Here is a 24291-nt window from a genome sequence, read left to right on the forward strand (position 1 = left end):
CGTCCGCTCAGAAGCGCTCCCACGGCTGCAGGTAGCGCCACTGCCCCTCGGGCACCTTGGCCAGGGGCACGCGGCCGATGCGGATGCGCTTGATGGCCCGCACGGACAGGTCCACGGCTTCGCACATGGCCGGGATCTGGCCGGGGCGGATGCCCTTGAGCGCGAAGCGCAGGCGTGTCTCGCTTTGCCAGCTGACCTTGATGGGCGGCAATGGTCGGCCGTTGAAGCTCAGGCCGTGGCAGAGCTTTTGCAGGCCGCCGTCCGCGATCTGGCCTGCCACCTCCACGATGCACTCCTGTTCCAGCGTTTCGATGTCTTCCTGCAGCTTGCGGGCCACGCGCCGGTCCTGCGTGTAGACCACCAGGCCGCTGGCCTCGGTGGGCAGCGGCGTGAAGCATTCGAGCTGTTTGAAATGGCGCAGCAGCACGCGCGTGCCGGCGGCGTCTTCGGGCAGGTGCGACTGCGCGTTGAGCAGCGCGACGGCTTGCGGCGCGCCCTGGCTGCGGCTGCCGTGCGCGCCCGGGGCGCCGTGTGTCGCGCCAGTGACCAGGCCCAGCCCCGCCTCGTAGCCCGGCGGCTTGTGCAGCAGCAGGGTGACGGGGGTGAGCTCCATCAGATTGGCGTCTGGCGCCAGCACCACGCTTTGCGCGGACGCCACGCGCGCGCCGGGCAGCTCGACCACCTGGCCGTCCACCGACACCCACCCACCCTCGATGTACTGCTCTGCCGTCGTGCGCGAGCACTGGAACTGCTGCGCCACGCGCTTGGACAGGCGCACCGCGTCCGTTGGATGGCTGGACTCAGTCATTGCCGGGCTCCAGCATGCGGATGCGCTCCACATGCGCGAGCAGCGAGCGCTGCGCGATGGGCCACATGCGCGGCGGCACGTCGTCGTAGGCCAGGCGCACCCAGTCGTCCATGCTGCCTTCGGGCTGGGCCTGCATGGCGGCCAGCACCTTGGCCTCGCGCGCCAGGCGGTGGGCCTTCAGGCGCGCGATGGCGGTGCGCGCCCCATCTTCCGGGCCTCCCAGCACGTAGCCGTGCGCGGGCAGGATGAAATCGGCGCCGTGCTCGGCGCACAGCGCGTCCAGCCGGTCCAGCGAATCCAGGTAGTCCGCCATGTTGCCGTCGGGCGGGTCGATGACCGTGGTGCTGCCGTTCAGGATGTGGTCGCCCGAGAACAGCAGCCCGTCCTCGCGCAGCAGCAGGCACAGATGGTTGGCTGCATGGCCGGGCGTGTGGATGACCTGCAGGCTATGGGTGATTTTGCCGTCCGGCCCTTGTCCAGAAAGCGTGAGCAGCTCATTATCTTGTAGCAAACGGTCGGGCGTGAATTGGCTGGCTGCACGTGCCGTGGGCGCCGAGGGCAGGCCCAGGATGGGCGGTGCGGCGCGCCCGGCGCGCACGCACATCGCCTGCAGCGGCGCGGCGCCGGGGGAATGGTCGGCGTGCGAATGGGTGCACACGATCATGCGGATGTCCCCCCCCGCGGCGCGCCAGAGCTTGTCCAGGTGCTCGGTGTCGGCCGGACCGGGGTCGATGGCGATGTAGCCCGTGGCCGGGTCGCCCACCAGGTAGCTGTTGGTGCCGGGGCCGGTCATCACGCCGGGGTTGGGGGCGGTGAGGCGCTGCACGTTCTTCAGCAGCGGCACGGGCGTCTCGCTCTGCCAGTCCAGCGCATGCTCGCCGCGGCCCGTGGGCGTGACCAGCGCCAGCTCGCCAAAGGGCGCCTCGTCCTCCATGAAGCGGGCCTCCTTGCCGCCCAGCAGGCCCGAGCGCGGGCTGCTGACCCACAGAGGCTGCTCGTGCGCGACGGCGGCGAGCACGGCGTCCACGTCCGCAAACTGCGCCAGGCGCTGCAGCGTGCGGATGGTGGGGAAGATCATGAAGAACTGCCCCGCCTCGTGGCGCGCCAGCGCGTCGGCCGGGCTCACCCACACGGGCTCGAACTGCTCGGACTCGTCGGCCACGGGCTCCTGCCCCTCGGGCATGCGCGCGACGAGAAAGGGCACGGCGAAGCGCTTCGGTAAATTGCGGTCGGCCGTCCAGTGGGCCAGCCAGTACACGCGGTCGGCCGCCAGGCGCAGGCCGCGCGCGGCGCATTGCGCGGCGAACGTGGTGCCGGCCGGTGCTTGGCGTGCGATGGCGGCGATGTCGTCGGCCCCGGCCCAGCGGCCGTCGCCGTGGCGCGCCAGCAGCACGCCCAGCTCCTCGAAGCTTTCGCGGATGGCGGCCAGCGCGTCGGTCAGGCGCGCGGCGGTCTGCGCCGGGCGGTGGTCGGCCAGGGCGTGGGTGGCGGGGTCGGCGTCCTGCGTCTCGATGCCGCCGCCGGGGAACACGTAGGCGCCGGGCACGAAGCTGGCCTTGTCGGAGCGGCGCGTCATCAGCACCTGCAGCGTGCTGCCGCCGCCGGGTTGGGGCGCATCGCGCAGCAGCAGCACGGTGGCCGCGTGAAGGGGGGTGACCGGTTCGCGGTGGGGGTGTAGTTGTTGGCTCAGGCGTGGCATCGGCGCATTATCGGCAGGCGCACGCCGCCCGCCATCAGCCCTGCAGCGGGCGCAGCTGGGACAGGCGCTCCAGCACCGGGCCGATCAGCGGCTTGGCGCGCGGAATGCCCACGCTCCAGAGCATCTCCAGCAGCTCGATCAGCGCGGCGCCGTCGGCGCTGCGCTGCACGAGATGGGTGGCGGTGGCAACGTCTTCGGCGTGCAGCCGGTCAAGTACGTCAACGGTCAGAGTCATGGTGGCCTCGCTCTCTCTTTTCTGGGGGCGATCAAAGGGACAACCTGCCCATGCCGGCCGAACCGCACCCGCGGCGGACGTGTTCAATCCGTGGGACGCAGCTGCAGCAGCCGCTGGAGCACGGGCTCCAGCAACTGCGGCGCGCGCGGAATGCCACAGTTCCACAGCATCTCCAGCAGTTCGATGAGCGCCACGGCGTCGGCGCTGTCTTGCACCAGTTCCGTCGCGGCATTCGGGTCGGCGGCATGCAGCCGGTCGAGTACATCCATCGTCAGGGTCATCGCACCTCCGTTGTCGTTATCGTGGCCCGCCGCTGCCGGCAGGGCGGCGCGGCGGGAACCCCGGATGCTCCCCATGCAGCCCAGGGGCGGGCTGATCGAAATCAATAGCCGAGCAAAAAACTCGGATGTCAGCCGTGCGGGGTTTCCCCGTGGTTGCACCCAGGCGACGCGCGCATGCGGCGGATAATCGCGCCATGCACATCCGCTTCACCAAGATGCAGGGCGCGGGCAACGACTTCGTGGTACTCGACGAGACGCAGGGACGCCTGGGGCTCACGCCCGCGCAGTACCGCTTTCTGGCCGACCGCCACTTCGGCGTGGGCGCCGACCAGATCCTCACCGTGCGCCCCTCGCCCGGCGCGGGCATCGACTTCGAATACGTGATCCACAACGCCGACGGCGGCCAGGTGGAGCAGTGCGGCAACGGCGCACGCTGCTTCGCGCGCTATGTGCGCGACAAGGGCCTCACCGCGCAGGACACGATCCGCGTGCAGACCATGGCCGGCGTGATCGCCCCGCACCTGACCGCCGACGGCCGTGTGACGGTGGACATGGGCCGCCCCGAGCTGGAGCCGGCGCGCGTGCCGTTCGACACCACGGGTCTCGCGCCCGTGTCGCAAGGTTCAGGCCAAAAATGGCCTCTGGCGCTTGATGGGCAGGCGTCAGCAGCTACGCTATTGGTAGCAGTGGTGTCCATGGGCAACCCGCACGCCGTCCAGTTGGTCGACGATGTGGACACTGCCCCCGTGGCGCAGACCGGCCCCTTGATCGAAAGCCACCCGCGCTTTCCCCAGCGCGTGAACGCGGGCTACCTGCAGATCGTGAACCGTGGTGAAGTGCGCCTGCGCGTGTACGAGCGCGGCGCGGGCGAGACGCTGGCCTGCGGCACAGGCGCCTGCGCCGCCGTGGTGGCCGGCATCCGCCTGGGGCTGCTGGATGCGCGCGTGCAGGTGCACACGCGGGGCGGCCTGCTCACCATCGACTGGGCCGGCGGCTTGCAAGACCCCGTATTCATGACCGGCCCCGCTACCACCGTCTTCGAAGGCGAGATCGACATTCCGGACGCTTTATGACCTCTTCCTCTCCCGTATCCCCCATCACCGAAGACGACATCGCGCACTTCCTGGCGAACACGCCGGGCTTCTTCGAGCGCCATGCCGAGCTGCTGGCCAGTGTCACCATCGCCAGCCCCCACGGCCAGCGCGCCGTGAGCCTGCACGAGCGCCAGGCCGAGATGCTGCGCGAGAAGATCAAGGGCCTGGAACACCGCGTGATGGAGATGGTGCGCCACGGCACCGAGAACGCCGCCATCACCCAGAAGATCCACCAGTGGACGCGCGAGGTGGCCGCGGTGCGCGATGCGGCCCGCCTGCCGCGCGCCGTGGAGAACGGCCTGCGCACGCTGTTCGACGTGCCACAGGTCGCGCTGCGGGTGTGGAACGTCGCGCCCGAGCACGCGGGCCTCGTCGCCACCCAGCCGGTGAGCGAGGACCTGCGCCTGTTCGCCTCGTCGCTGACCATGCCGTTCTGCGGGCCCAACCTGGGTTTCGAGGCCACGGCCTGGCTGCCCCAGGCGGGCGAGGTGCAGTCGCTGGCGCTGCTGCCGCTGCGCGAAGGCGCGATCGACAGCACCGACCAGCCGGCCTTCGGCCTGATCGTGCTGGGCTCGCACGACCCGCACCGCTTCGAGGCCACCATGGGCACGGAATTTCTCTCGCGCATGGCCGAGCTGGCCAGCTCAGCGCTGTCGCGCATGCGATGAAAAAGTGAGCGGCTTGCGCTGAATGGATAAGGGTTTGCGTAGGTTTTTTGCCTGAGAACACCACACATCAAGCGCAAGAAGCTCCTTATTCAGTAGCAAATGAACGACACGCCAGTTGCCGTGCACCTGCCGCCTGAGGCGTTGCAGTACCTGGAGCATGTGCGCGTGGAAAAGCGCCTGGCCGCGCGCACCCTCACGCTCTACACGCTGGACCTGCAGCGCCTGGCCGCCATGGCCGCGGGCGTGGATCTGCCGCTGCTGCGCCTGACCAGCGCGCACATCCGCCGCTTCGTGGCGCAGATGCATGCCAGCGGGCGCAGCGGGCGCGGCATCGCGCTCATCCTCTCGGGCTGGCGGGGGTTCTACACCTGGGCCGCGCGCCAGGGGCTGGTGCCGCACAACCCCGTGCAGGACGTGCGCGCGCCCAAGGCGCCCAAGCCCCTGCCCAAGGCCCTGCCCGTGGACGAAGCGGTGCGCCTGGCCGAGCACCAAGAGACGGGCGCCGACCCCTGGCTGGAGGCGCGCGACGCGGCCATCGTCGAGCTGCTCTACGGCTGCGGCCTGCGCGTGGGCGAACTGGTGGGCCTGGACGTGGCGCCCAGCCCCGCCGCGCACCAGCAGGGGCGCGGCTGGGTGGACCTGCAAGCGGGCGAGGCGCATGTCTTCGGCAAGGGCTCCAAGCGCCGCAGCGTGCCCGTGGGCCGCGCCGCCGCCGAGGCGCTGCAGGCCTGGCTGGCGCAGCGCGCGCTGCCGTTGGGTGCCGCGGGCGCGGCGCGGCTGGAGCCGGCGCTGTTCATCGGCCGGCGCGGCGCGCGGCTCACGGCGCAGTCCGTCTGGTCGCGCCTGCGCCAGCGCAGCCAGGTGGCGGGCCTGACCACGCCCGTGCACCCGCACATGCTGCGCCACTCGTTCGCCAGCCACCTGCTGCAGTCCAGCGGCGACCTGCGCGCCGTGCAGGAGCTGCTGGGCCACGCCAACATCACCACCACCCAGGTCTACACGCGGCTGGATTTCCAGCACCTGGCGCGGGTGTACGACGCGGCGCACCCGCGCGCACGGCGCAAGCCCTAGGTGGCGGGCGGCGGGCGGTAGCGTGGTCCGCACGCTCTGCGTTCGGCCGGGTGCGACAAAAGCGCTCACCCGCGCGCGCACAATCCGGGGATGAAAACCATTCGACTGAAACCCGGCAAGGAGCGTTCGCTGCAGCGCCGCCATCCCTGGATTTTTGAAGGTGCCATCGCCAAGGGCGGCGGCGACAGCGGCGAGACGGTGCGGGTGGAGTCGGCGGAGGGCCAGTTTCTTGCCTGGGCGGCGTTCAGCCCCCAGTCGCGCATCCGTGCCCGGGTGTGGAGCTTTGACGAGAAGCAGCGCATCGATGCTTCTTTTTTTATAGCTGCTTGCGCACGATCCGTAAGTGCTAGAGACCGTTTTCCTATTGAAAGCAATGGCGTGCGGCTGGTCCATGGCGAATCCGATGGGCTTCCGGGGCTGATCGTCGATCGCTACGAGGACACGCTGGTGGCCCAGTTCACCAGCGCGGGCACGGAGCGCTGGAAGGCCGTCATCGCCGATGCGCTGCTTCAGGCGACAGGCCTGTCGCGCCTGTACGAGCGCTCCGACGCCAGCGTGCGCCAGTTGGAAGGCCTGGCGCCCGCCACCGGCTGGCTGCGCGGGCAGGGGCCGCAAGAGCTGACGATCCGCGAGCATGGCTGGCGGCTCACGCTCGACATTGCCGAAGGGCACAAGACGGGCTTCTACCTGGACCAGCGCGACAGCCGGCACCATTTCTTTGGCACGGTGCAGCGCCTGGGCCTGCAGCGTGTACTCAACTGCTATTGCTATACGGGCGGTTTCACGGTGGCGGCGCTGGCCGGCGGCGCGGGGCAGGTCACGTCCATCGATTCTTCCGGTCCCGCGCTGGAGCGTGCGCGGGCGCACGTGCAATTGAACGGGTTCGACGCGGCGCGGGCCGAATTTCTGGATGCCGACGTGAATGGATCCCTGCGCCGCTTCCTGGCCGAAGGGCGGCGCTTTGACGCCATCGTGCTCGACCCGCCGAAGTTCGCCCCCACGGCGGCGCATGCCGAGCGTGCGGCGCGCGCGTACAAGGACATCAACCGTCTTGCGCTGCAACTGCTGGAGCCGGGCGGCGTGCTGTATACCTTTTCCTGCTCGGGCGGCATCAGCGCCGACCTGTTTCACAAGATCGTGGCCTCGGCGGGTGCGGATGCGGGCGTGGACGGCTACGTGCTGGGGCGCCTGGCCGGCGCGCCCGACCACCCGATGACGCTGGAGTTCCCCGAGGGCGAGTACCTCAAGGGTCTGGCCATCATGCGCAAGCCGGCATGACGCTGCGGGCGCGAAGGTCTTGACAGGCTCTGTACACTGAAATTCGATTCCCATGCGGCGGTCGTCCAGGCCGCCGTTTTGCGTTTGCACTCCACGGAAAGCGACCCATGGCCCTGATTCCCGTCACCATCCTCACCGGCTTCCTCGGCTCCGGCAAGACCACGCTGCTCAAGCGCGTGCTGTCCGAAATGCACGGCCAGAAGATCGCCGTGATCGAAAACGAGTTCGGCGAGGAAAACATCGACACCGACATCCTCAAGACCGAGTCCAAAGAGCAGATTCTGCAGATGAGCAACGGCTGCATCTGCTGCACCATCCGCGAGGATCTGCGCGAAACCCTGCAGCTGTTGGCCGCCAAGCGCCGCAAGGGGCTGGTGGCGTTCGACCGCGTGGTGATCGAGACCACGGGGCTTGCCGACCCCGGCCCCGTGGCGCAGACTTTTTTCATGGACGATGAGATCGCCGAGACCTATCTCATCGATTCCATCATTACTTTGGTGGACGCCAAGCACGCCCAACAGCAGCTGGACGACCGCCAGGAGGCACGCCGGCAGGTGGGCTTTGCCGACCAGATCTTCCTGTCCAAGACCGACCTGGTGAGCGAGGAGGAAAAGAACGACCTGATCCACCGCCTCAAGCACATGAACCCGCGCGCGCCCATCCGCGCGGTGCATTTTGGCGATGTGCCGCTGGCCGAGGTGCTGGACCTGCGTGGCTTCAATCTCAACGCCAAGCTGGACATCGACCCGGACTTCTTGAAGGAAGAAGACGCGCACGACCACAGCCATTGCGACCATGACCACGGGCACTGCGAACACGAGCACGACCATGGTCATGGCCATGCGCACGGCGAGCACGGCGGCCACGACCATGGCCATGAGCACAAGCATGACGAGCACTGCAAGCACCCGCATCACCACCACCATGACGACGACGTCAAGAGCTTCGTCTACCGCGCCGACCGAGCCTTCGATCCGGCCAAGCTGGAGGACTTCCTGGGCGCCATCGTCAATATCTACGGCCCGCGCATGCTGCGCTACAAGGGCGTGCTGAATATGAAAGGCACCGACCGCAAGGTGATCTTCCAGGGGGTGCACCAGCTCATGGGCAGCGACCTGGGTCCCCAGTGGGCCGAAGGCGAGGCGCGCCAGAGCAAGATGGTGTTCATCGGCATCGACCTGCCGCAGGACATCCTGCAACAGGGGCTGGAGCAGTGCCTGGTGTGAGACCCGTGGTGGCTGGCGGTAAAGTGCACTACGCCTGTGTGGTATCCACAACGTTTTGCGCTCGGCCAGCGCAGGTCTATACAATCGCGCCCCGGCAAAAACGCCCCCTGGGGCGCGTGCCATTCGCACCGTGCTGCACGAGGGGCCCTGGGCCCCGCACGCAGGCGGAAAAAGCCCGAACTGCGAGGAGACAGGAAGTGAAAGCCCAGTCCAGCAAAGCCCAGGCTGCGGCCCAGGCCAAGCGCGCGGGCGACGAACCCGCGCCGGTAACCGCGCGGCGCCTCCGGCCTTCTCCTTCCGGTTCCGGACAATTGACCGTACCATCCAAGGCCACCGCGGCGGCGCCCGGCGCCCCCGAAGCCAGCTTTACCCAAACTATGCCTACGACCCTGCAAACCCCTGTGGCGGCCGCCAAGAAAGATCCCAAGCTGGCCAACAACTGGAAGACCAAGTCTGCCGAAGACCTGACGGATGCCGAAGTGCTGGCCATGCCCGAGAGCGAGTACATGAATGAGAAGCAGCTGGCGTTCTTCCGCCACAAGCTGGCTCAGCTCAAGCAGGACATGCACAACAACGCGGGCGAAACCACCGAGCACCTGCGCGAGGACACCGTGGTGGTCCCTGATCCAGCCGACCGCGCGACGATCGAGGAAGAGCACGCGCTGGAACTGCGCACGCGCGACCGCGAACGCAAGCTGCTCAAGAAGATCGAGCAGTCCATCGCGCGCATTGACGCCGGCGACTACGGTTATTGCGACGAGACGGGCGAGCCCATCGGCGTAGGCCGCCTGCTGGCGCGCCCCACGGCCACGCTGTCGCTGGAGGCGCAGCAGCGCCGCGAACTCAAGCAGAAAATGTTTGGCGACTGACCCAGCGGTCGATTGCCGCGAGACGCTCGCACTGCGCACGCCCATTTGCATCCATGAGCAAGGAAGAAACCACCACATCCGGCGGCCTGCTGTCCAAGATGGTGCGGTTCGTGCGCAATCCCACCGTCAACTGGTCCGATCTCGATGCGGTCGAGGCGGACCGCGAGAGCCAGTACAGCAAGCAGACGCTCAAGGAGATGATCGAGCGCAAGCGGCGCAACGATTTCGTGCGCCGCCGCGAGTTCGATCAGCTGCGCAAGCTGCGCCAGCGCGAGGCCCTGCACGGCCAGCGCCCTGAAGACATCACTGCGCGCACGTCGTTCTTCCAGACCAGCATGACCTCGCCCGATGAGCGGGCTGTCACGCTCAAGAAGATCGACGAGATCGAGGCGCAGATGTCGCAGCAATGGTGGAAAGGCAAAGGGTCGGGTGAAACCCCGGCCCCAACCCCTGCGGCGCCCGCGCCTGACGGTGCGGCGCTGCCCGCAGCGTCCGCAGCCCCCGCGGCGCGACCCGCACCGATGGCTGCCGCGGCTTTTGCCGCTGCACCCACCGCAGGACAACCGTCGCCTGCGGCCGCGGCCATGGCGGCGGCGCTGGCCTCCAGCGGGCTGGCCGGCGACCCTGCGCGCGCCTTTGCGCCGACGGCGCCGCTGAGCCTGCCGCCGACGCTCGACAAGGCGCCCGCCGTCGAGCCGATGTTCCACGACGCGAGCCCGGTGGTCGTGCCCCCGCCGCTCGCGGAGGACGCGCCGCAGCCCGCGCCGTCCCAACCGGAGAAGTTCGTGCACGAACCCGACCTGGAAGAGGCCGCGATCCGCTTTGCCAATGGCGACTATGCCGGCGCGGAGTCGGGCCTGAAGGAAGTGCTGGTCCAACACCAGCACAGTGACCCCCAGCAGCAGCATGACATCTGGATGACCCTGTTTGACCTGTACCGGGCCACGGGCCAGCAGGAGCCTTTCGACGCGCTGGCCATTGACTATGCCGCTCGTTTCGGTCGCTCGGCGCCGCTGTGGTTCTCGTTGCCCGAACAGCTGGGTTTGAAGGCCATGACGCCTGACGTGGGCGCACCCGCCATCCCGCAGAGGGAACTGAGCTGGAGTGCGCAATCCACCCTCACGCAGCAATCGATTGCGGCGCTGCAGGCCTCGCTGGCGCGTTCCGCGCCGCCCTGGACCCTGAACTGGACGCGGCTGACCGCGATCGATCTGCCGGCGGTGACCGCGCTGGCCGAGCTGTTCGAGGCCTGCGCGGAGCGGGATGTGCAGATCCACTTCGTCGGCACCGCCGCGCTGCAGGGGGTCCTGCAGGCCCACACCCAGTCGGGGGACCGCGGCGCCGATCCACAGTGGTGGCGGCTGCGCATGGCGGCGCTACGGCTCATGGGGCTGCCCGATGAATTCGAACTCGTCGCGCTGGACTACTGCGTCACCTACGAGGTCTCGCCGCCATCGTGGGTGCCTCCGCGCTGCGGCTACAGCGGCGACGACGGTGCGCAGCCACCGGCCACGCCCGAGGCGGCCGACAGCACGCTGTACGCGTCGGGGTTCGCGCTGTCGCAGCCGGGCGGCGTGGACGAGGGGCCTGCCGCCACGCTCGAAGGCCACATCGAGGGGGATGCGGCCTCCGTCCTGGAGCCGCTGGAGCCTCTCGTGCGCCCCGGCGTGCCGCTGAACGTGGCCTGCGACCGGCTGATCCGCATCGATTTCGCTGCCGTGGGCTCGGTGCTGAACTGGGCGGCCACCCAGCAGGCGCAAGGGCATGTGGTGCAGTTCACCAACCTGCACCGGTTGGTCGCCGTGTTCTTCAACGTGATCGGCGTGAACGAGCACGCCTGGGTGGTGCCCCGCAAGAACTGAGGCCGCACCGGCTATTTGCCACTCCGGGGCCGTTGCCGAGAAGGTGCTCTGCCGTGCTTGCAAGGCGGCGTGGCGCCCCCATATGCACGAGCTATGGAACAGTACCACGGCACCACCATCCTCAGCGTCCGACGCCAGACGGCGGACGGCATCCAGGTCGCCCTTGGCGGCGACGGCCAGGTCACCCTGGGCAACATCGTTGTTAAGGGCACGGCGCGCAAGGTGCGCAAGCTCTACCAGGGGCGGGTTCTGGCAGGCTTTGCCGGCGCCACGGCCGATGCGTTCACGCTGTTCGAACGTTTCGAGGCCAAGCTGGAAAAGCACCAGGGCCAACTGACGCGCGCGGCCATCGAACTCACCAAGGATTGGCGTACCGACCGCGTGCTACGCCGCCTGGAGGCCATGCTGGCCGTGGCGGACCATTCCGCGTCCCTCATCATCACCGGCAACGGCGACGTGCTGGAGCCCGAGCAGGGCATCGTCGCCATCGGCTCGGGCGGCGCCTACGCCCACTCGGCCGCCAAGGCGCTCTTGAGCAACACCGACCTGCCCGCGGCCGAGATCGTCAAGAAGTCGCTGGAGATCGCTGGTGAGCTGTGCATCTACACCAACATGCACCACACCATCGAGACGTTGTAGGCGTCGTGTGGTTGGCTATCTTTTTTGTAGCTGTTTGCGCTTGTCTATCAAGCGCTAGCGGCTCATTTGACTCATAAAGACAGGCAGGCTGCAGCATGTCCTCCATGACTCCCCAGGAAATCGTCTCCGAACTCGACCGCCACATCGTCGGCCAGAACGGCGCCAAGCGCGCCGTGGCCATTGCACTGCGCAACCGCTGGCGCCGCCAGCAGGTGGACGCCAGCCTGCGGCACGAGATCACGCCCAAGAACATCCTCATGATCGGCCCCACGGGCGTGGGCAAGACCGAGATCGCGCGGCGCCTGGCGCGCCTGGCGGACGCGCCGTTCATCAAGGTCGAGGCCACCAAGTTCACCGAGGTGGGCTACGTGGGCAAGGACGTGGATTCCATCGTCCGCGATCTGGTGGAAGTGGCCGTGAAACAGACGCGCGAAGCCGACATGAAAAAGGTGCGCGTGCGTGCCGAAGACGCCGCCGAGGACCGCATCCTGGATGTGCTCATCCCTCCGGCGCGCGGCACCAGCGTCGATACCGCGCGCACCGGCGATCCCGCGGGCGACAGCACGGCGCGCCAGGTGTTCCGCAAGAAGCTGCGCGAGGGCCAGCTGGACGACAAGGAGATCGAAATCGACCTGGCGGATGCGCGGCCGCAGTTCGAAATCATGAGCCCGGCCGGCATGGAGGAGATGACCGAGCAGTTGCGTGGCATGTTCAGCCAGATGGGCCAGGAGCGGCGTCGCGCGCGCAAGCTCAAGATCGCCGAGGCCATGAAGCTGCTGGTCGAGGAAGAGGCCGCCAAGCTGGTGAATGAGGAAGAAGTCAAGACGCGGGCGCTGGCCAACGCCGAGCAGAACGGTATTGTTTTCATCGACGAGATCGACAAGGTCGCGTCGCGCCAGGAGGCCGGCGGCGCCGACGTCTCGCGCCAGGGCGTGCAGCGCGACCTGCTGCCGCTGGTGGAGGGCACCACGGTGTCCACCAAGTACGGCATGGTCAAGACCGACCACATCCTGTTCATCGCCTCGGGGGCGTTCCACCTGGCCAAGCCGAGCGACCTGATCCCCGAGCTGCAGGGGCGCTTCCCCATCCGCGTGGAACTCACCTCCCTGTCGGTGCAGGACTTCGAGGCCATCCTCACGCAGACCCATGCGTCGCTGGTCAAGCAGTACCAGGCGCTGCTGGAGACGGAAGGCGTCACCTTGGATTTCACGCCCGAGGGCATCACCCGCCTGGCCCACATCGCTTTCGAGGTGAACGAGCGCACCGAAAACATCGGCGCGCGCCGCCTGTCCACGGTGATGGAGCGGCTGCTGGACGAGGTGAGTTATGACGCCACGCGCCTGTCGGGGCAGACCGTGGTGGTGGATGCCGGCTACGTGAATGCGCGGCTGCAGTCGCTGAGCCAGGACGAAGACTTGTCCCGATACATCCTGTGATGCCTGGTTGCGCGGGGCGTCAAGCCTTCATAAACCACTTGCATACCTACAGCTAAGTGCTTAATCAATAAGGACATTTGCCCGATTTTCACCTTGAAAATCGGCGCTAAGTCCTTGATTTCATTGCAAAATTTTGTTGCGGCGCCTCTTGCCTGGTGTTCTTTTCCTGCTACAGTGCAAAAAAGTGCAATTAAGTGGTGAAAAGTGCCCTTTGCGCCCTCTCTCGGGGTGGAAAGCGGCAGTAGCGGGCAAGGGGTTCCATCGGTGTTTCAAGGGGCGTCATCGCTGAGTCTGGATGCAAAGGGGCGGCTGTCCGTGCCGACCCGGCATCGTGACGCCCTCACGGCGCAGGCGGGCGGCCAGCTCACCCTCACCAAGCACCCCGATGGCTGCCTGATGGTCTTCCCCCGTCCCGAGTGGGAGAAGTTTCGCGAGCGCATTGCCCAGCTGCCCATGTCCGCGCAATGGTGGAAGCGCATCTTCCTCGGCAACGCGATGGACGTGGAGATGGACGGCACCGGCCGGGTGCTGGTCTCGCCCGAATTGCGCGAGGCGGCCGGCCTGTCCAAGGACGCCATCCTGCTGGGCATGGGCAACCACTTCGAGCTGTGGGACAAGGCCACCTACGAGGCCAAGGAAGCCGCGGCCATGCAGGCCGAGATGCCCGATGTCTTCAAGGATTTCTCTTTCTAGGGGCCGCGTGTGAACCAGCCCCTGCAACACACCACGGTCCTGCTCGACGAGGCGGTGCACGCCTTGCTGGGCGAGGGCGATGCGCCTGCGGGCACCTTCGTGGACGGCACCTTTGGCAGGGGAGGGCATTCGCGGCTCATCCTGCAGCGGTTGGGGCCGCAAGGCCGGCTGGTGGCGTTCGACAAGGACACCGAAGCCATTCAAGCAGCGGCGCGCATCACGGATGCGCGCTTTTCCATTCGGCACCAGGGGTTCAGCCATCTCGGGGAACTGCCCGCCGCCAGCGTGTCCGGTGTGCTGCTGGACCTGGGCGTGAGCTCCCCGCAGATCGACGACCCCCAGCGCGGGTTCAGTTTTCGTTTCGATGGTCCGCTGGACATGCGCATGGACACCACGCGTGGCCAGAGCGTGGCCGAGTGGCTGGCAGATGCCGAAGCGGCACAGATTGCGGAGGTGATACGTGACTACGGTGAAGAACGGTTTGCTGGCCCCATTGCAAAGGCGATTGTTGCTCGGCGCACGGAACGCGGCCCCATTGCAAGCACCGCCGAACTGGCCGACATCGTGGCTGGCGCGGTCAAGACCCGCGAGCCGGGCCAGAACCCTGCAACGCGCACATTTCAGGCTCTTCGGATTTTCATCAACGCCGAGCTTGAGGAGCTGCAGCAGGCGCTAGAGGGCAGCCTGCACGTGCTGCGGCCCGGTGGCCGGCTGGTGGTCATCAGCTTCCACTCGCTGGAAGACCGCATCGTCAAGCAGTTCATCGCACAGCACTCCAAGGAGGTCTACGACCGCCGTGCGCCGTTCGCGCCGCCCCAGCCGATGCGGCTCAAGGCGCTGGAGCGCATCAAGCCAAGCACGGACGAGGTGGCCGCCAACGCGCGTGCGCGCAGCGCCGTGATGCGCGTGGCAGAACGCACGGAGGTGCCCGCATGAGCGACGCGCGGATGTGCCATGTCGCCACGCCGCTGCGCGCGCATGTGCGGGGCGCGCTCGCTTCGCGGCACAGTCCTTCGAGCGTTGCAGGGCACACGGGAGGCGGGCGATGACGCGCATCAGCCTTGTGCTGCTGCTGGCGGTGATGGCCAGCGCGCTATACCTGGTGCATACGCAATACCAGTCGCGAAGGCTGTTCACCGAACTCGATCGCGCGGTGGCTGAGTCGCGCCGCCTCGAGACCGAGCACCAGCGTCTGCAGGTGGAAAAGCGCGCGCAGGCCACGCCGCTGCGCGTGGAGCGCCTGGCGCGCGACCGGCTGCAGATGCGTACCGCCACGCCGGCCATTACCGAATACGTGACCGACGGCGGTAACGTCGTCGTGCCAGCTGGCGAGGGGCGCGCGCCGTGAGCAGCCGCAGCGTCAACTACACCTCCAGCCCTCTGCTGGCCAGCAAGACACCTGTCTGGCGCAGCAAGTTCATCGTCGCCCTGGTGGCGCTGGGTTTCGTGGGCTTGGCGGGGCGCGCCGCCTACGTGCAGGTGATCGGCAACGACTTCTTTCAGCGCCAGGGCGAGGTGCGCTTTGCGCGCACGCTGGAGCTGCCGGCCAACCGGGGCCGCATCCTCGACCGCAATGGCCTGATCCTCGCTTCCAGCGTTCCGGCGGCCAGCATCTGGGCCATCCCCGAAGATGTGGAAATGGCCAAACCCGAGGTGCGCGCCAAGCTCAAGGACCTGGCGCGTCTCATGGACATGCCGCTGTCCACGCTGCAGGGCAAGCTGGCCGACGAGGACAAGACCTTCGTCTGGATCAAGCGCCAGCTCGACTGGGACGTGGGCCAGCAGATCACCGCCCTGGGGCTGAAGGGCATCTACCTGCGCAAGGAATACAAGCGCCAGTATCCCGAGGGCGAAGCCGCCGCGCACGTGGTGGGCTTCACGAACGTGGAAGACCATGGCCAGGAAGGCATGGAGCTGGCCTTCGACAAGGATCTGGCGGGCAAGCCGGGGTCGCGCCGTGTCATCAAGGATCGCCTGGGCCGCGTGGTGGAGGGCGTAGGCGCCGAAGTGCCGCCCGTGGATGGCAAGGACATGCAGCTGTCCATCGACAGCAAGGTGCAGTTCTTCGCCTACCAGAAGCTGCGCGACACCGTGCAGGCGCACAAGGCCAAGGCCGGCAGCGTGGTGGTGCTGGATGCGCGCACGGGCGAGGTGCTGGCCTTGGCCAACTACCCCAGCTATGTGCCCGACAAGCGCCAGAACCTGACGGGCGAGCAACTGCGCAACCGCGCGCTCACCGACGTGTTCGAACCCGGCTCCACCATCAAGCCCATCACGGTAGGGCTGGCGCTGGAGAGCGGCCGCTTCAAGCCCGAAACCAGCGTGGACACCACGCCAGGCCGCTTGACCATCACCGGCTCGACGATCAGCGATACGCACAACTACGGGCTGTTGACCGTGGAGGGCGTGATCCAGAAGTCCAGCAACGTGGGTACCACGAAGATCGCGATGCAGCTGCCGGCGCAGGAAATGTGGGAAACCTTCTCTGCCGTCGGCTTCGGGCAAAAGCCGCAGATCGCCTTTCCGGGGGTGGCGAGCGGGCGGCTGCGCCCCTACAAAAGCTGGCGTCCTATCGAGCAGGCCACCATGTCCTACGGCTACGGGCTGTCGGCCAGCCTGTTCCAGATGGCGCGCTCCTATACCGTGTTTTCCAACGGCGGCAAGGTGATTCCCGCCACCATGCTGAAGACCCACGAAGCGCCCGTGGGCGTGCCCGTGTTCTCCGAACGCACCGCCAACCAGGTGCGCAAGATGCTGCAGATGGCCGCGGGGCCCGGCGGCACGGGCCAGAAGGCGCAGACGGTGGGCTATTCCGTGGGCGGCAAGTCCGGCACGGCGCGCAAGCAGGTGGGCAAGAGCTACGCCTCGGGCAAGTACCGCGCCTGGTTCACCGGGCTTGCGCCCATCGACCACCCGCGCATCATCGTGGCCGTGATGGTCGACGAGCCCAGCAACGGCGTGATCTACGGCGGTGCGGTTGCGGCGCCGGTGTTCAGTGAGGTGGTGCAGCAGACCCTGCGCATGATGGGCGTGGCGCCCGACATGGCGGTCAAGCCGCTCATCGTCTCCAACGGTGTGGAGGAATCGCTGTGAACGCACTGCACACGCTCACCACCCTGCAGGAGGCCGTGGACTGGCTGCGCCAGCGCGTCACGGGTACGCTACAGACGGACAGCCGCCTGATCCAGCCAGGCGATGGGTTCATCGCCTGGCCCGGCGCGGCCACGGACGGGCGCGCCCACGTGGGCGACGCCGTGGCGCGCGGCGCTGCCGCCTGCTTGGTGGAGTGCGAGGGCGTGGAGCCCTTCGCCCTCGCGGGAGACCACATCGCGGCGCTGCGCGGCCTCAAGGCCGCGACCGGCATGATTGCCTCCGAATGGTTCGGCCACCCCACCCAGCGCCTGCAGGTGCTGGCCGTGACTGGCACCAACGGCAAGACCAGCACGGCCTGGTGGCTGGCGGATGCGCTCAATCAGCTATCAAAAGAAGAGCTGCCAGCGCTTGCTGGATGCGCGCTGGTGGGTACTTTGGGCATGGGCGTGCCGCCAGCGTTGCAGACCACGGGCATGACGACCCCCGACCCGGTGCGCCTGCAGCGCGCCTTCGCGCAGTTTGCGGAAGCGGGCCATCGCGCCTGCGCCATCGAGGCATCGTCTATCGGCCTGGCCGAGCACCGCCTGGACGGCACACGCATTCACGTGGCGCTGTTCACCAACTTCACGCAGGACCACCTGGACTACCACCCGGGCATGGCCGCCTACTGGCAAGCCAAGCGCGCACTGTTCGACTGGCCGGGGCTGCGCGCATCTGTGGTGAATGTGGACGACCCGCAGGGCGCCGCTCTGCACGCCGAGCTGCAGGGCAGCGACCTGGATCTGTGGAGCGTCTCTCTGCAGGGCCCCGCCCGCCTGCAGGCCAAGCACATCGTGCACACGGGTGCCGGCCTGGCCTTCACGGTGGCCGAAGGCGCGCATACCGAGGTGCTGCAAACCCAGGTCATCGGCCTGTACAACGTGTCCAACCTGTTGGGCGTGATTGCAGGCATGCGTGCGCTGGGGGTGCCCCTGGCGCAGGCGCTCCAGGCCTGTGCGCGCCTGCGGCCCGTGCCCGGGCGCATGGAGCAGTTGGCGGCCGCTGGTCAGCCGCTGGTGGCTGTGGACTATGCCCACACGCCCGATGCGCTGCACCAGGCGCTGGCCGCGCTCAAGCCCGTGGCGGCGCAGCGCGGAGGGCGGCTGTGGTGCGTGTTCGGCTGCGGTGGCAACCGCGACGCCGGCAAGCGTCCGCTGATGGGAGCCGTGGCACAGCGCGAGGCCGACGAGGTCATCGTCACCAGCGACAACCCGCGGGGTGAGGAGCCGCAATCCATCATCCATCAGATCCTGCTGGGCACGATTGCAGGCACCAGCGTGCGTGCCGAGGTCGACCGCGCCGCGGCCATCGCGCAAGCGCTGGCCGAGGCCGGCGCCAACGATGTGGTGCTGATTGCCGGCAAGGGCCATGAGGACTACCAGGAGACGGCGGGCCAGCGTGTGCCGTTCTCCGACATGGCGCACGCGCGTGCAGCGCTCGCGCGCCGAGGAGGCGTGGCATGAGCCACCATCAGAACAACTCCCCCATGATGACGCTGCACCAGGCGTTTGATCTGCTGCGCGCCCGCATTCCTGGTGCGCGACTGATCGGCGAAGGTGCCACGCCGCTCGCGCGCGTGCACACCGATACCCGCACGCTGGCCGCAGGTGACCTGTTCGTGGCGCTCAAGGGTGAGCGTTTCGATGCACACCAGTTCCTGTCCCAGGCGCGAACGGCCGGCGCCGCGGCGGCCATTGCGCATGCGGGCCTGGCCGACGCCGGCCTGCCCGGCATCGAGGTTTCCGACACCCTGGCCGCCCTGGGTGCGCTGGCCACTGGCTGGCGCGCGCAGCGGGATCTGCCGCTGATCGCCGTGACCGGCAGCAACGGCAAGACCACGGTCACGCAAATGATCGCGGCGGTGCTGCGGGCCTGGAAAGGCGACGCCGCGCTGGCCACGCAGGGCAACTTCAATAACGACGTGGGCGTACCCCTCACGCTGCTGCGCCTGCGGCCGGGTCACGAGGCTGCGGTGGTCGAGTTGGGCATGAACCATCCCGGCGAGATCGCGAATCTGGCGGACATTGCCCGGCCCACCGTGGCCCTGGTCAACAACGCCCAGCGCGAGCACCTGGAATTCATGCACACGGTCGAGGCCGTGGCGCGCGAGAACGGCAGCGTGCTGTCTGCCCTGCCGGCCGATGGCACGGCTGTGTTCCCGGCGGCAGATGCCTTCACGCCCTTGTGGCGCGAGCTGGCCGGCACGCGGCACTGCCTGACCTTTGGCGAGACCGCGGGCGAGGTGCGTTGCGCCGCTGCGCAATGGGGCGGCGGTGCTTGGCAGGTGCGCATTGACACCCCCAACGGCGCATTCGATACGCGGCTGGCCATCGCAGGGCGCCACAACGTTACCAATGCCCTGGCCGCCACGGCCTGCGCGCTGGCGGCGGGGGTGCCTCTGGCGAGCATTGCGCAAGGGCTGGCGGCTTTCGCGCCGGTCAACGGGCGCTCGCGCGCACTGGCCGTGCGTTGCGGGGGGCGTTCCATCACGGTGGTGGACGACAGCTACAACGCCAACCCCGACTCGGTGCATGCGGCCATCGAGGTGTTGGCCGCACTGCCTGGCCCGCGCCTGCTGGTGCTGGGGGACATGGGCGAGGTGGGCGACCAGGGGCCGCAGTTCCACGCCGAGGCCGGTGCGCACGCCCGTGCGCGCCGCATCGAGCAGCTGTTTGCGCTGGGCGACCTGAGCGCCCACGCCGTGCAGGCCTGTGGGACGGCCGCACGGCATTTCAAGGACATGGCCACGCTGCAGGCCGCAGTGGGGCAGGCCCTGCCCACGGTGGGCAGCGTGCTGGTGAAGGGATCGCGATTCATGAAGATGGAACAGGTCGTGCAGGCGCTGCAGGCACTGCATGAGGACGGCGCCGCAGGCGCTGCCGCGCAAGGGGGAGCCGCATGCTGCTGATGCTGACCCAATGGCTGCAAGGCCTGTCGCCCGAGCTGAGCTTTCTGCGGGTGTTCCAGTACCTCACGCTGCGGGCGGTGATGGCGGCGCTGACGGCGCTGCTCATCGGCCTGATCGCGGGGCCGAAGGTCATCCGTATGCTGACCTCGCTCAAGATCGGCCAGCCGATCCGCGGCTACGCCATGCAGACGCACCTGTCCAAGAGCGGCACGCCCACCATGGGCGGCGTGTTGATTCTGGGTTCCATTGCCATCTCCACGCTGCTGTGGTTCGACCTGTCCAACCGTTTCGTGTGGATCGTGCTGGCCGTGACGCTGGGGTTTGGCGCCATCGGCTGGGTGGACGACTGGCGTAAGGTGGTCAACAAGGACCCCGAGGGCATGCGTTCGCGCGAGAAGTATTTCTGGCAATCGGTGATCGGGCTGCTGGCCGCGTTGTACCTCGTATTCAGCATTTCCGAGAACTCCAACACGCGGGTGTTCGAGCTGTTCATCACCTGGGTGCAGTCCGGCTTTTCGATGGACCTGCCGCCCAAGGCGGGCCTGCTGGTGCCGTTCTTCAAGGAAGTGAGCTACCCGCTGGGGGTGCTGGGCTTCGTGATCCTGACCTACCTGGTGATCGTGGGCTCCAGCAACGCCGTGAACCTGACCGACGGCCTGGATGGCCTGGCCATCATGCCCGTGATCATGGTGGGCGCCTCGCTGGGCATCTTCGCCTATGTGACCGGTAACGCGGGCTATGCGAAATACCTGCTGTTCCCTTATATCGCCGGCTCGGGCGAGCTGTTGATCTTCTGCGCCGCCATGGCGGGCGCGGGCCTCGCCTTCCTGTGGTTCAACACCCACCCCGCCCAGGTTTTCATGGGCGACGTCGGCGCGCTGGCTTTGGGCGCTGCGCTGGGCACGATCGCGGTCATCGTGCGCCAGGAGATCGTGCTGGCCATCATGGGCGGCATCTTCGTGGTGGAAGCGCTGTCGGTGATGCTGCAGGTGACCTGGTTCAAGTACACCAAGCGCAAATATGGCGAGGGCCGGCGCCTCCTCAAGATGGCGCCGCTGCACCACCACTTTGAGAAGAGCGGCTGGAAGGAGACGCAGGTCGTCGTGCGCTTCTGGATCATCACCATGCTGTTGTGCCTCGTGGGTCTGACCACGCTGAAGCTGCGATGAACACTGGCCACCACGATCCCCTGCACCCCGACGCATTCGGCGCCGCAGCGACGACTGTGCCGCCGGCGCCCGCGTCCGCGCCCGGGGAGCGGGACGACGCGTTGCCGCAGGATGCGGCGCACGACAGTCCGCCGCAGGATCTATCGCCTTTGCCCGCGCCCGCGCAAGATGCAGCGGCGCGCTATGACTACACCGCACCCGCGGTGTCAGCCGCGGCCGCCGCTGCCGAGTTCGTGGCGCGCATCTTTGCCGACGCGGCTCCGGCGGACGGTGGCGCTGGCACGTCTGCTGAAGACACCCCCGGTTCTCCGGCTGCGGACCACGCCGTTGAGGAGCCTGCCGTCGCGTCCGAGGAGGCCCCGCAGGCGCCGCCCGCGCTTGCCGGCAAGCAGGTGCTGGTGCTGGGTCTGGGCGCCTCGGGCCTGGCCATGGCGCGCTGGTGTGTGCGCTGTGGTGCGCGGGTCACCGTGGCCGACACGCGCAGCAGCCCGCCGCAGCTGGCGGTGCTGCGCGCAGAACTGCCGCAGGTGGAGTTCATCGCCGGCGCCTTCGATGAGACCCTGGTGCAGGGGCGCGCGCTGGACGCGGTATACCGTTCGCCAGGTCTGAGTCCGAATGAGATTGCTCCTGTTGTTATAGCTGCTCGCGCCCGCCAGATAAGCGTGGAAGGCGAATTGGGTTTGTATGCGCAGGCGCTGCGCGAGCTGCGCGCCGGTCAGGGCTACGCGCCCGCGGTGCTGGCCATCACTGGCACCAATGGCAAAACCACCGTGACCTCGCTCACGGGGCTGCTGGTGGAGTGCGCGGACAAGCGCGTGGCGGTGGCCGGCAACATCGGCCCCACGCTGCTGGATACGCTGGCGCGGCACATCGACGCGGGCACGCTGCCCGAGGTGTGGGTGCTGGAGCTGTCGAGCTTTCAGCTCGATGGCGTGCAGGGCTTCGAGCCCACAGCCGCGGCCGTGCTCAACATCACGCAGGACCACCTGGACTGGCACGGTAGCCTGCAGGCCTACGCACAGGCCAAGGGGCGCATCTTCGGCGAAACCGGCCTCATGGTGCTCAACCGCGAGGACGCGGAAGTCATGGCCCTGCTGCCGCCGCCAGCGCGCGTGAAGCTGCAAAAGCCCCAGTTGCGCGCACACGTGACCTTCGGTGGCGACATGCCTCAGCGCCCGGGGGACTTCGGCATCGAGGTGGTCAGCGGCATGGCCTGGCTGGTGCGTGCACACGAGGCGGACGAAACGGCCAAGCGCGGCAAGGCGCAGGACGCCGAGCTGCACATCCAGCGCCTGATGCCCGCCGACGCGCTGCGCATCCGCGGGCGGCACAACGCCATCAATGCCCTGGCTGCGCTGGCGTTGGCCCAGGCTGCGGGCTGCCCGCTCGCGCCCATGCTCTACGGCCTGCGCGAATACCGCGGCGAGCCGCACCGCGTGGAGCCCGTGGGCATCGTGCGCGAGGTGGAGTACTTCGACGACAGCAAGGGCACCAACGTGGGCGCCACGGTGGCTGCGCTGACCGGGCTGGGCGCCGACCGGCGCCTGGTGGTGATCCTGGGTGGCGACGGCAAGGGTCAGGACTTCTCGCCGCTGGCCGCGCCCGTGGCGCGCTATGCGCGCGCGGTGGTGTTGATCGGGCGCGACGCGCCGCAGATCCGCGCCGCGCTGCAGGGCTGCGGCGTGCCGCTGCAGGACGCCGCCACGCTGCCCGAGGCCGTGCAGTTGGCCACACAGCGCGCCCATGCGGGCGACGCTGTGCTGCTGTCGCCCGCCTGCGCCAGCCTGGACATGTTCGACAACTACGCGCACCGCGCTCGCGTTTTCTGCGAAGCCGTGCAGGCGCTGGCCGAAGACGCCGGCCAGACGCTGGAAGGAGGGCCGGTATGACCGCCGCGACCGCCGCTTCCCGTCCCTCGTTGTGGCAGCGCATGCGGGCCTGGGCGGGTGCCGCGCCGGCCGCAAACGCCGACGTCCTGCCCGTGCGCGTGGGCGGCACCGAATACCGTCGCACGGCCGCCACGCCCGCACGCGTGCTGGGCTTCGACCAGGCGCTGCTTTGGGTGGTGGTCCTGCTGCTGGCCTTCAGCGTGGTGATGGTGTATTCGGCCTCGATCGCCATGCCGGACAACCCGCGCTTTGGCAACATCGCGCCCACGCACTTCCTGCTGCGCCACGCGATTGCCATCGGCGTGGGGTTCGTCGCGGCACTGATCGCGTTCCAGGTATCGATGGACACCTGGGAGCGCATGGCGCCGTGGTTGTTCGTGGCCTCCATCGTGCTGTTGATCGCGGTGCTGATCCCGCACGTGGGCACCATGGTGAATGGCGCGCGGCGCTGGCTCAGCCTGGGGTTCATGAACTTCCAGCCGTCCGAGCTGGCGAAGTTCGCGGTGCTGATCTACGCATCGGACTACATGGTGCGCAAGATGGAGGTCAAGGAGCGGTTCTTTCGCGCCGTGCTGCCCATGGCCGCCGCCGTGGCGGTGGTGGGTGCGCTGCTGCTGGCAGAGCCCGACATGGGCGCCTTCATGGTGATCGCGGTGATCGCCATGGGCATCCTGTTCCTGGGGGGCGTGAACGCGCGCATGTTCTTCCTGATTGCGGGTGTGCTGGTGGCGGCCTTCGCCATCATGATCGCCAGCTCACCCTGGCGCCGCGAGCGCGTGTTTGCCTACCTCGATCCGTTCAGCGAGCAACACGCCCTGGGCAAGGGCTACCAGCTCTCGCATGCGCTGATCGCCATCGGCCGCGGCGAGATCTTCGGTGTGGGGCTGGGTGGCAGCGTCGAGAAGCTGCACTGGCTGCCCGAGGCGCATACCGACTTCCTGCTGGCGGTGATCGGCGAAGAATTTGGCCTGGTGGGTGTGCTCACGCTGATCGTCGCCTTCCTGTGGATGACGCGGCGCATCATGCACATCGGCCGCCAGGCCATCGCGCTGGACCGCGTGTTCTCGGGCCTCGTGGCCCAGGGCGTGGCGATCTGGGTGGGCTTTCAGGCCTTCATCAACATGGGAGTGAACCTGGGGGCGCTGCCCACCAAGGGGCTGACGCTGCCGCTGATGAGCTTTGGCGGATCGGCCATTCTGATGAACCTGGTCGCCATCGCGGTGGTCCTGCGTGTGGATTACGAAAACAAGCTGCTCATGCGCGGAGGCCGTGCATGAGGAACCTTATTCACCGCCTCGGGCTTGTGGCAGTGCGTCGGTACTGCCGGCTTGCCA

General features: G+C 68.0%; 22 protein-coding genes. 18 read left to right on the forward strand and 4 right to left on the reverse strand.

Going from position 1 to position 24291, the window contains the following annotated elements:
- Positions 1–7: 7 nt before the first annotated feature.
- From MRB47_RS04130 to MRB47_RS04145, 4 genes are all read right to left on the reverse strand, one after another.
- A complete protein-coding gene (locus tag MRB47_RS04130; protein ID WP_252101976.1) occupies positions 8–808 on the reverse strand; it encodes an rRNA pseudouridine synthase in 801 nt (266 codons plus the stop codon).
- Positions 801–2507 (reverse strand): MBL fold metallo-hydrolase, encoded by a 1707-nt coding sequence (locus MRB47_RS04135; RefSeq protein ID WP_252101977.1) that lies wholly within the window; start codon positions 2505–2507, stop codon positions 801–803. The genes MRB47_RS04130 and MRB47_RS04135 overlap by 8 nt, the downstream gene beginning before the upstream one ends.
- Before the next feature lie 34 nt (positions 2508–2541).
- Positions 2542–2742 (reverse strand): hypothetical protein, encoded by a 201-nt coding sequence (locus MRB47_RS04140; protein ID WP_011806784.1) that lies wholly within the window; start codon positions 2740–2742, stop codon positions 2542–2544.
- An 83-nt stretch (positions 2743–2825) separates the two neighbouring features.
- Positions 2826–3023 carry a hypothetical protein gene (locus MRB47_RS04145; protein WP_015914278.1) on the reverse strand — a complete coding sequence of 66 codons (198 nt, stop codon included), beginning with the start codon at positions 3021–3023 and terminating at the stop codon, positions 2826–2828.
- A gap of 194 nt (positions 3024–3217) precedes the next feature.
- On the opposite strand from MRB47_RS04145, the gene dapF reads away from it, so the two are divergent.
- The 18 genes from dapF to ftsW all read left to right on the forward strand — a co-directional run bounded on the left by dapF (position 3218) and on the right by ftsW (position 24234).
- On the forward strand, positions 3218–4096 hold the full coding sequence (gene dapF, locus MRB47_RS04150) for a diaminopimelate epimerase (protein ID WP_088888328.1): 879 nt from the start codon (positions 3218–3220) through the stop codon (positions 4094–4096).
- Positions 4093–4785 (forward strand): DUF484 family protein, encoded by a 693-nt coding sequence (locus MRB47_RS04155; RefSeq protein WP_252101978.1) that lies wholly within the window; start codon positions 4093–4095, stop codon positions 4783–4785. The genes dapF and MRB47_RS04155 overlap by 4 nt, the downstream gene beginning before the upstream one ends.
- A gap of 99 nt (positions 4786–4884) precedes the next feature.
- Positions 4885–5856: a tyrosine recombinase XerC gene (locus MRB47_RS04160; protein WP_252101979.1), complete on the forward strand. Its 972-nt coding sequence runs from the start codon at positions 4885–4887 to the stop codon at positions 5854–5856.
- Positions 5857–5946: 90 nt separating this feature from the next.
- Entirely contained in the window at positions 5947–7134 is a 1188-nt protein-coding gene (locus tag MRB47_RS04165; RefSeq protein ID WP_252101980.1) for a class I SAM-dependent rRNA methyltransferase, read from the forward strand.
- 107 nt (positions 7135–7241) lie between these two features.
- A complete protein-coding gene (locus tag MRB47_RS04170; RefSeq protein ID WP_015914274.1) occupies positions 7242–8360 on the forward strand; it encodes a CobW family GTP-binding protein in 1119 nt (372 codons plus the stop codon).
- A gap of 23 nt (positions 8361–8383) precedes the next feature.
- Positions 8384–9229: an RNA polymerase-binding protein DksA gene (gene dksA / locus MRB47_RS04175; RefSeq protein ID WP_228403853.1), complete on the forward strand. Its 846-nt coding sequence runs from the start codon at positions 8384–8386 to the stop codon at positions 9227–9229.
- A 53-nt stretch (positions 9230–9282) separates the two neighbouring features.
- The gene (locus MRB47_RS04180; RefSeq protein ID WP_252101981.1) at positions 9283–11091 is read left to right on the forward strand and encodes an STAS domain-containing protein; all 1809 of its coding nucleotides are present in this window, start codon (positions 9283–9285) and stop codon (positions 11089–11091) included.
- Positions 11092–11184: 93 nt separating this feature from the next.
- A complete protein-coding gene (gene hslV, locus MRB47_RS04185; RefSeq protein WP_015914271.1) occupies positions 11185–11730 on the forward strand; it encodes an ATP-dependent protease subunit HslV in 546 nt (181 codons plus the stop codon).
- A gap of 95 nt (positions 11731–11825) precedes the next feature.
- Positions 11826–13166: an ATP-dependent protease ATPase subunit HslU gene (gene hslU, locus MRB47_RS04190; protein ID WP_252101982.1), complete on the forward strand. Its 1341-nt coding sequence runs from the start codon at positions 11826–11828 to the stop codon at positions 13164–13166.
- Between the two features lie 264 nt (positions 13167–13430).
- Complete coding sequence (mraZ, locus tag MRB47_RS04195; RefSeq protein ID WP_011806773.1) at positions 13431–13859, forward strand: division/cell wall cluster transcriptional repressor MraZ; 429 nt, start codon at positions 13431–13433, stop codon at positions 13857–13859.
- Positions 13860–13868: 9 nt separating this feature from the next.
- Complete coding sequence (gene rsmH, locus MRB47_RS04200) at positions 13869–14795, forward strand: 16S rRNA (cytosine(1402)-N(4))-methyltransferase RsmH (RefSeq protein WP_252101983.1); 927 nt, start codon at positions 13869–13871, stop codon at positions 14793–14795.
- Positions 14796–14904: 109 nt separating this feature from the next.
- Positions 14905–15207 carry a cell division protein FtsL gene (gene ftsL / locus MRB47_RS04205; RefSeq protein WP_088888337.1) on the forward strand — a complete coding sequence of 101 codons (303 nt, stop codon included), beginning with the start codon at positions 14905–14907 and terminating at the stop codon, positions 15205–15207.
- Positions 15204–16952 carry a peptidoglycan D,D-transpeptidase FtsI family protein gene (locus MRB47_RS04210; RefSeq protein WP_088888338.1) on the forward strand — a complete coding sequence of 583 codons (1749 nt, stop codon included), beginning with the start codon at positions 15204–15206 and terminating at the stop codon, positions 16950–16952. The genes ftsL and MRB47_RS04210 overlap by 4 nt, the downstream gene beginning before the upstream one ends.
- Positions 16949–18454: a UDP-N-acetylmuramoyl-L-alanyl-D-glutamate--2,6-diaminopimelate ligase gene (locus tag MRB47_RS04215; RefSeq protein WP_047350618.1), complete on the forward strand. Its 1506-nt coding sequence runs from the start codon at positions 16949–16951 to the stop codon at positions 18452–18454. Before MRB47_RS04210 ends, MRB47_RS04215 begins: the two co-directional genes overlap by 4 nt.
- Positions 18451–19899 carry a UDP-N-acetylmuramoyl-tripeptide--D-alanyl-D-alanine ligase gene (locus MRB47_RS04220; protein WP_252101984.1) on the forward strand — a complete coding sequence of 483 codons (1449 nt, stop codon included), beginning with the start codon at positions 18451–18453 and terminating at the stop codon, positions 19897–19899. Before MRB47_RS04215 ends, MRB47_RS04220 begins: the two co-directional genes overlap by 4 nt.
- Positions 19890–21068 (forward strand): phospho-N-acetylmuramoyl-pentapeptide-transferase, encoded by a 1179-nt coding sequence (mraY, locus tag MRB47_RS04225; RefSeq protein ID WP_088888341.1) that lies wholly within the window; start codon positions 19890–19892, stop codon positions 21066–21068. Before MRB47_RS04220 ends, mraY begins: the two co-directional genes overlap by 10 nt.
- A complete protein-coding gene (gene murD / locus MRB47_RS04230) occupies positions 21065–22957 on the forward strand; it encodes a UDP-N-acetylmuramoyl-L-alanine--D-glutamate ligase (protein ID WP_252101985.1) in 1893 nt (630 codons plus the stop codon). The genes mraY and murD overlap by 4 nt, the downstream gene beginning before the upstream one ends.
- Complete coding sequence (gene ftsW, locus MRB47_RS04235) at positions 22954–24234, forward strand: putative lipid II flippase FtsW (RefSeq protein ID WP_015914263.1); 1281 nt, start codon at positions 22954–22956, stop codon at positions 24232–24234. Before murD ends, ftsW begins: the two co-directional genes overlap by 4 nt.
- The last annotated feature ends 57 nt before the right edge of the window (positions 24235–24291 follow it).

It is taken from the genome of Diaphorobacter sp. LI3 (assembly GCF_022807955.1).
GTDB lineage: Bacteria > Pseudomonadota > Gammaproteobacteria > Burkholderiales > Burkholderiaceae_C > Diaphorobacter > Diaphorobacter nitroreducens.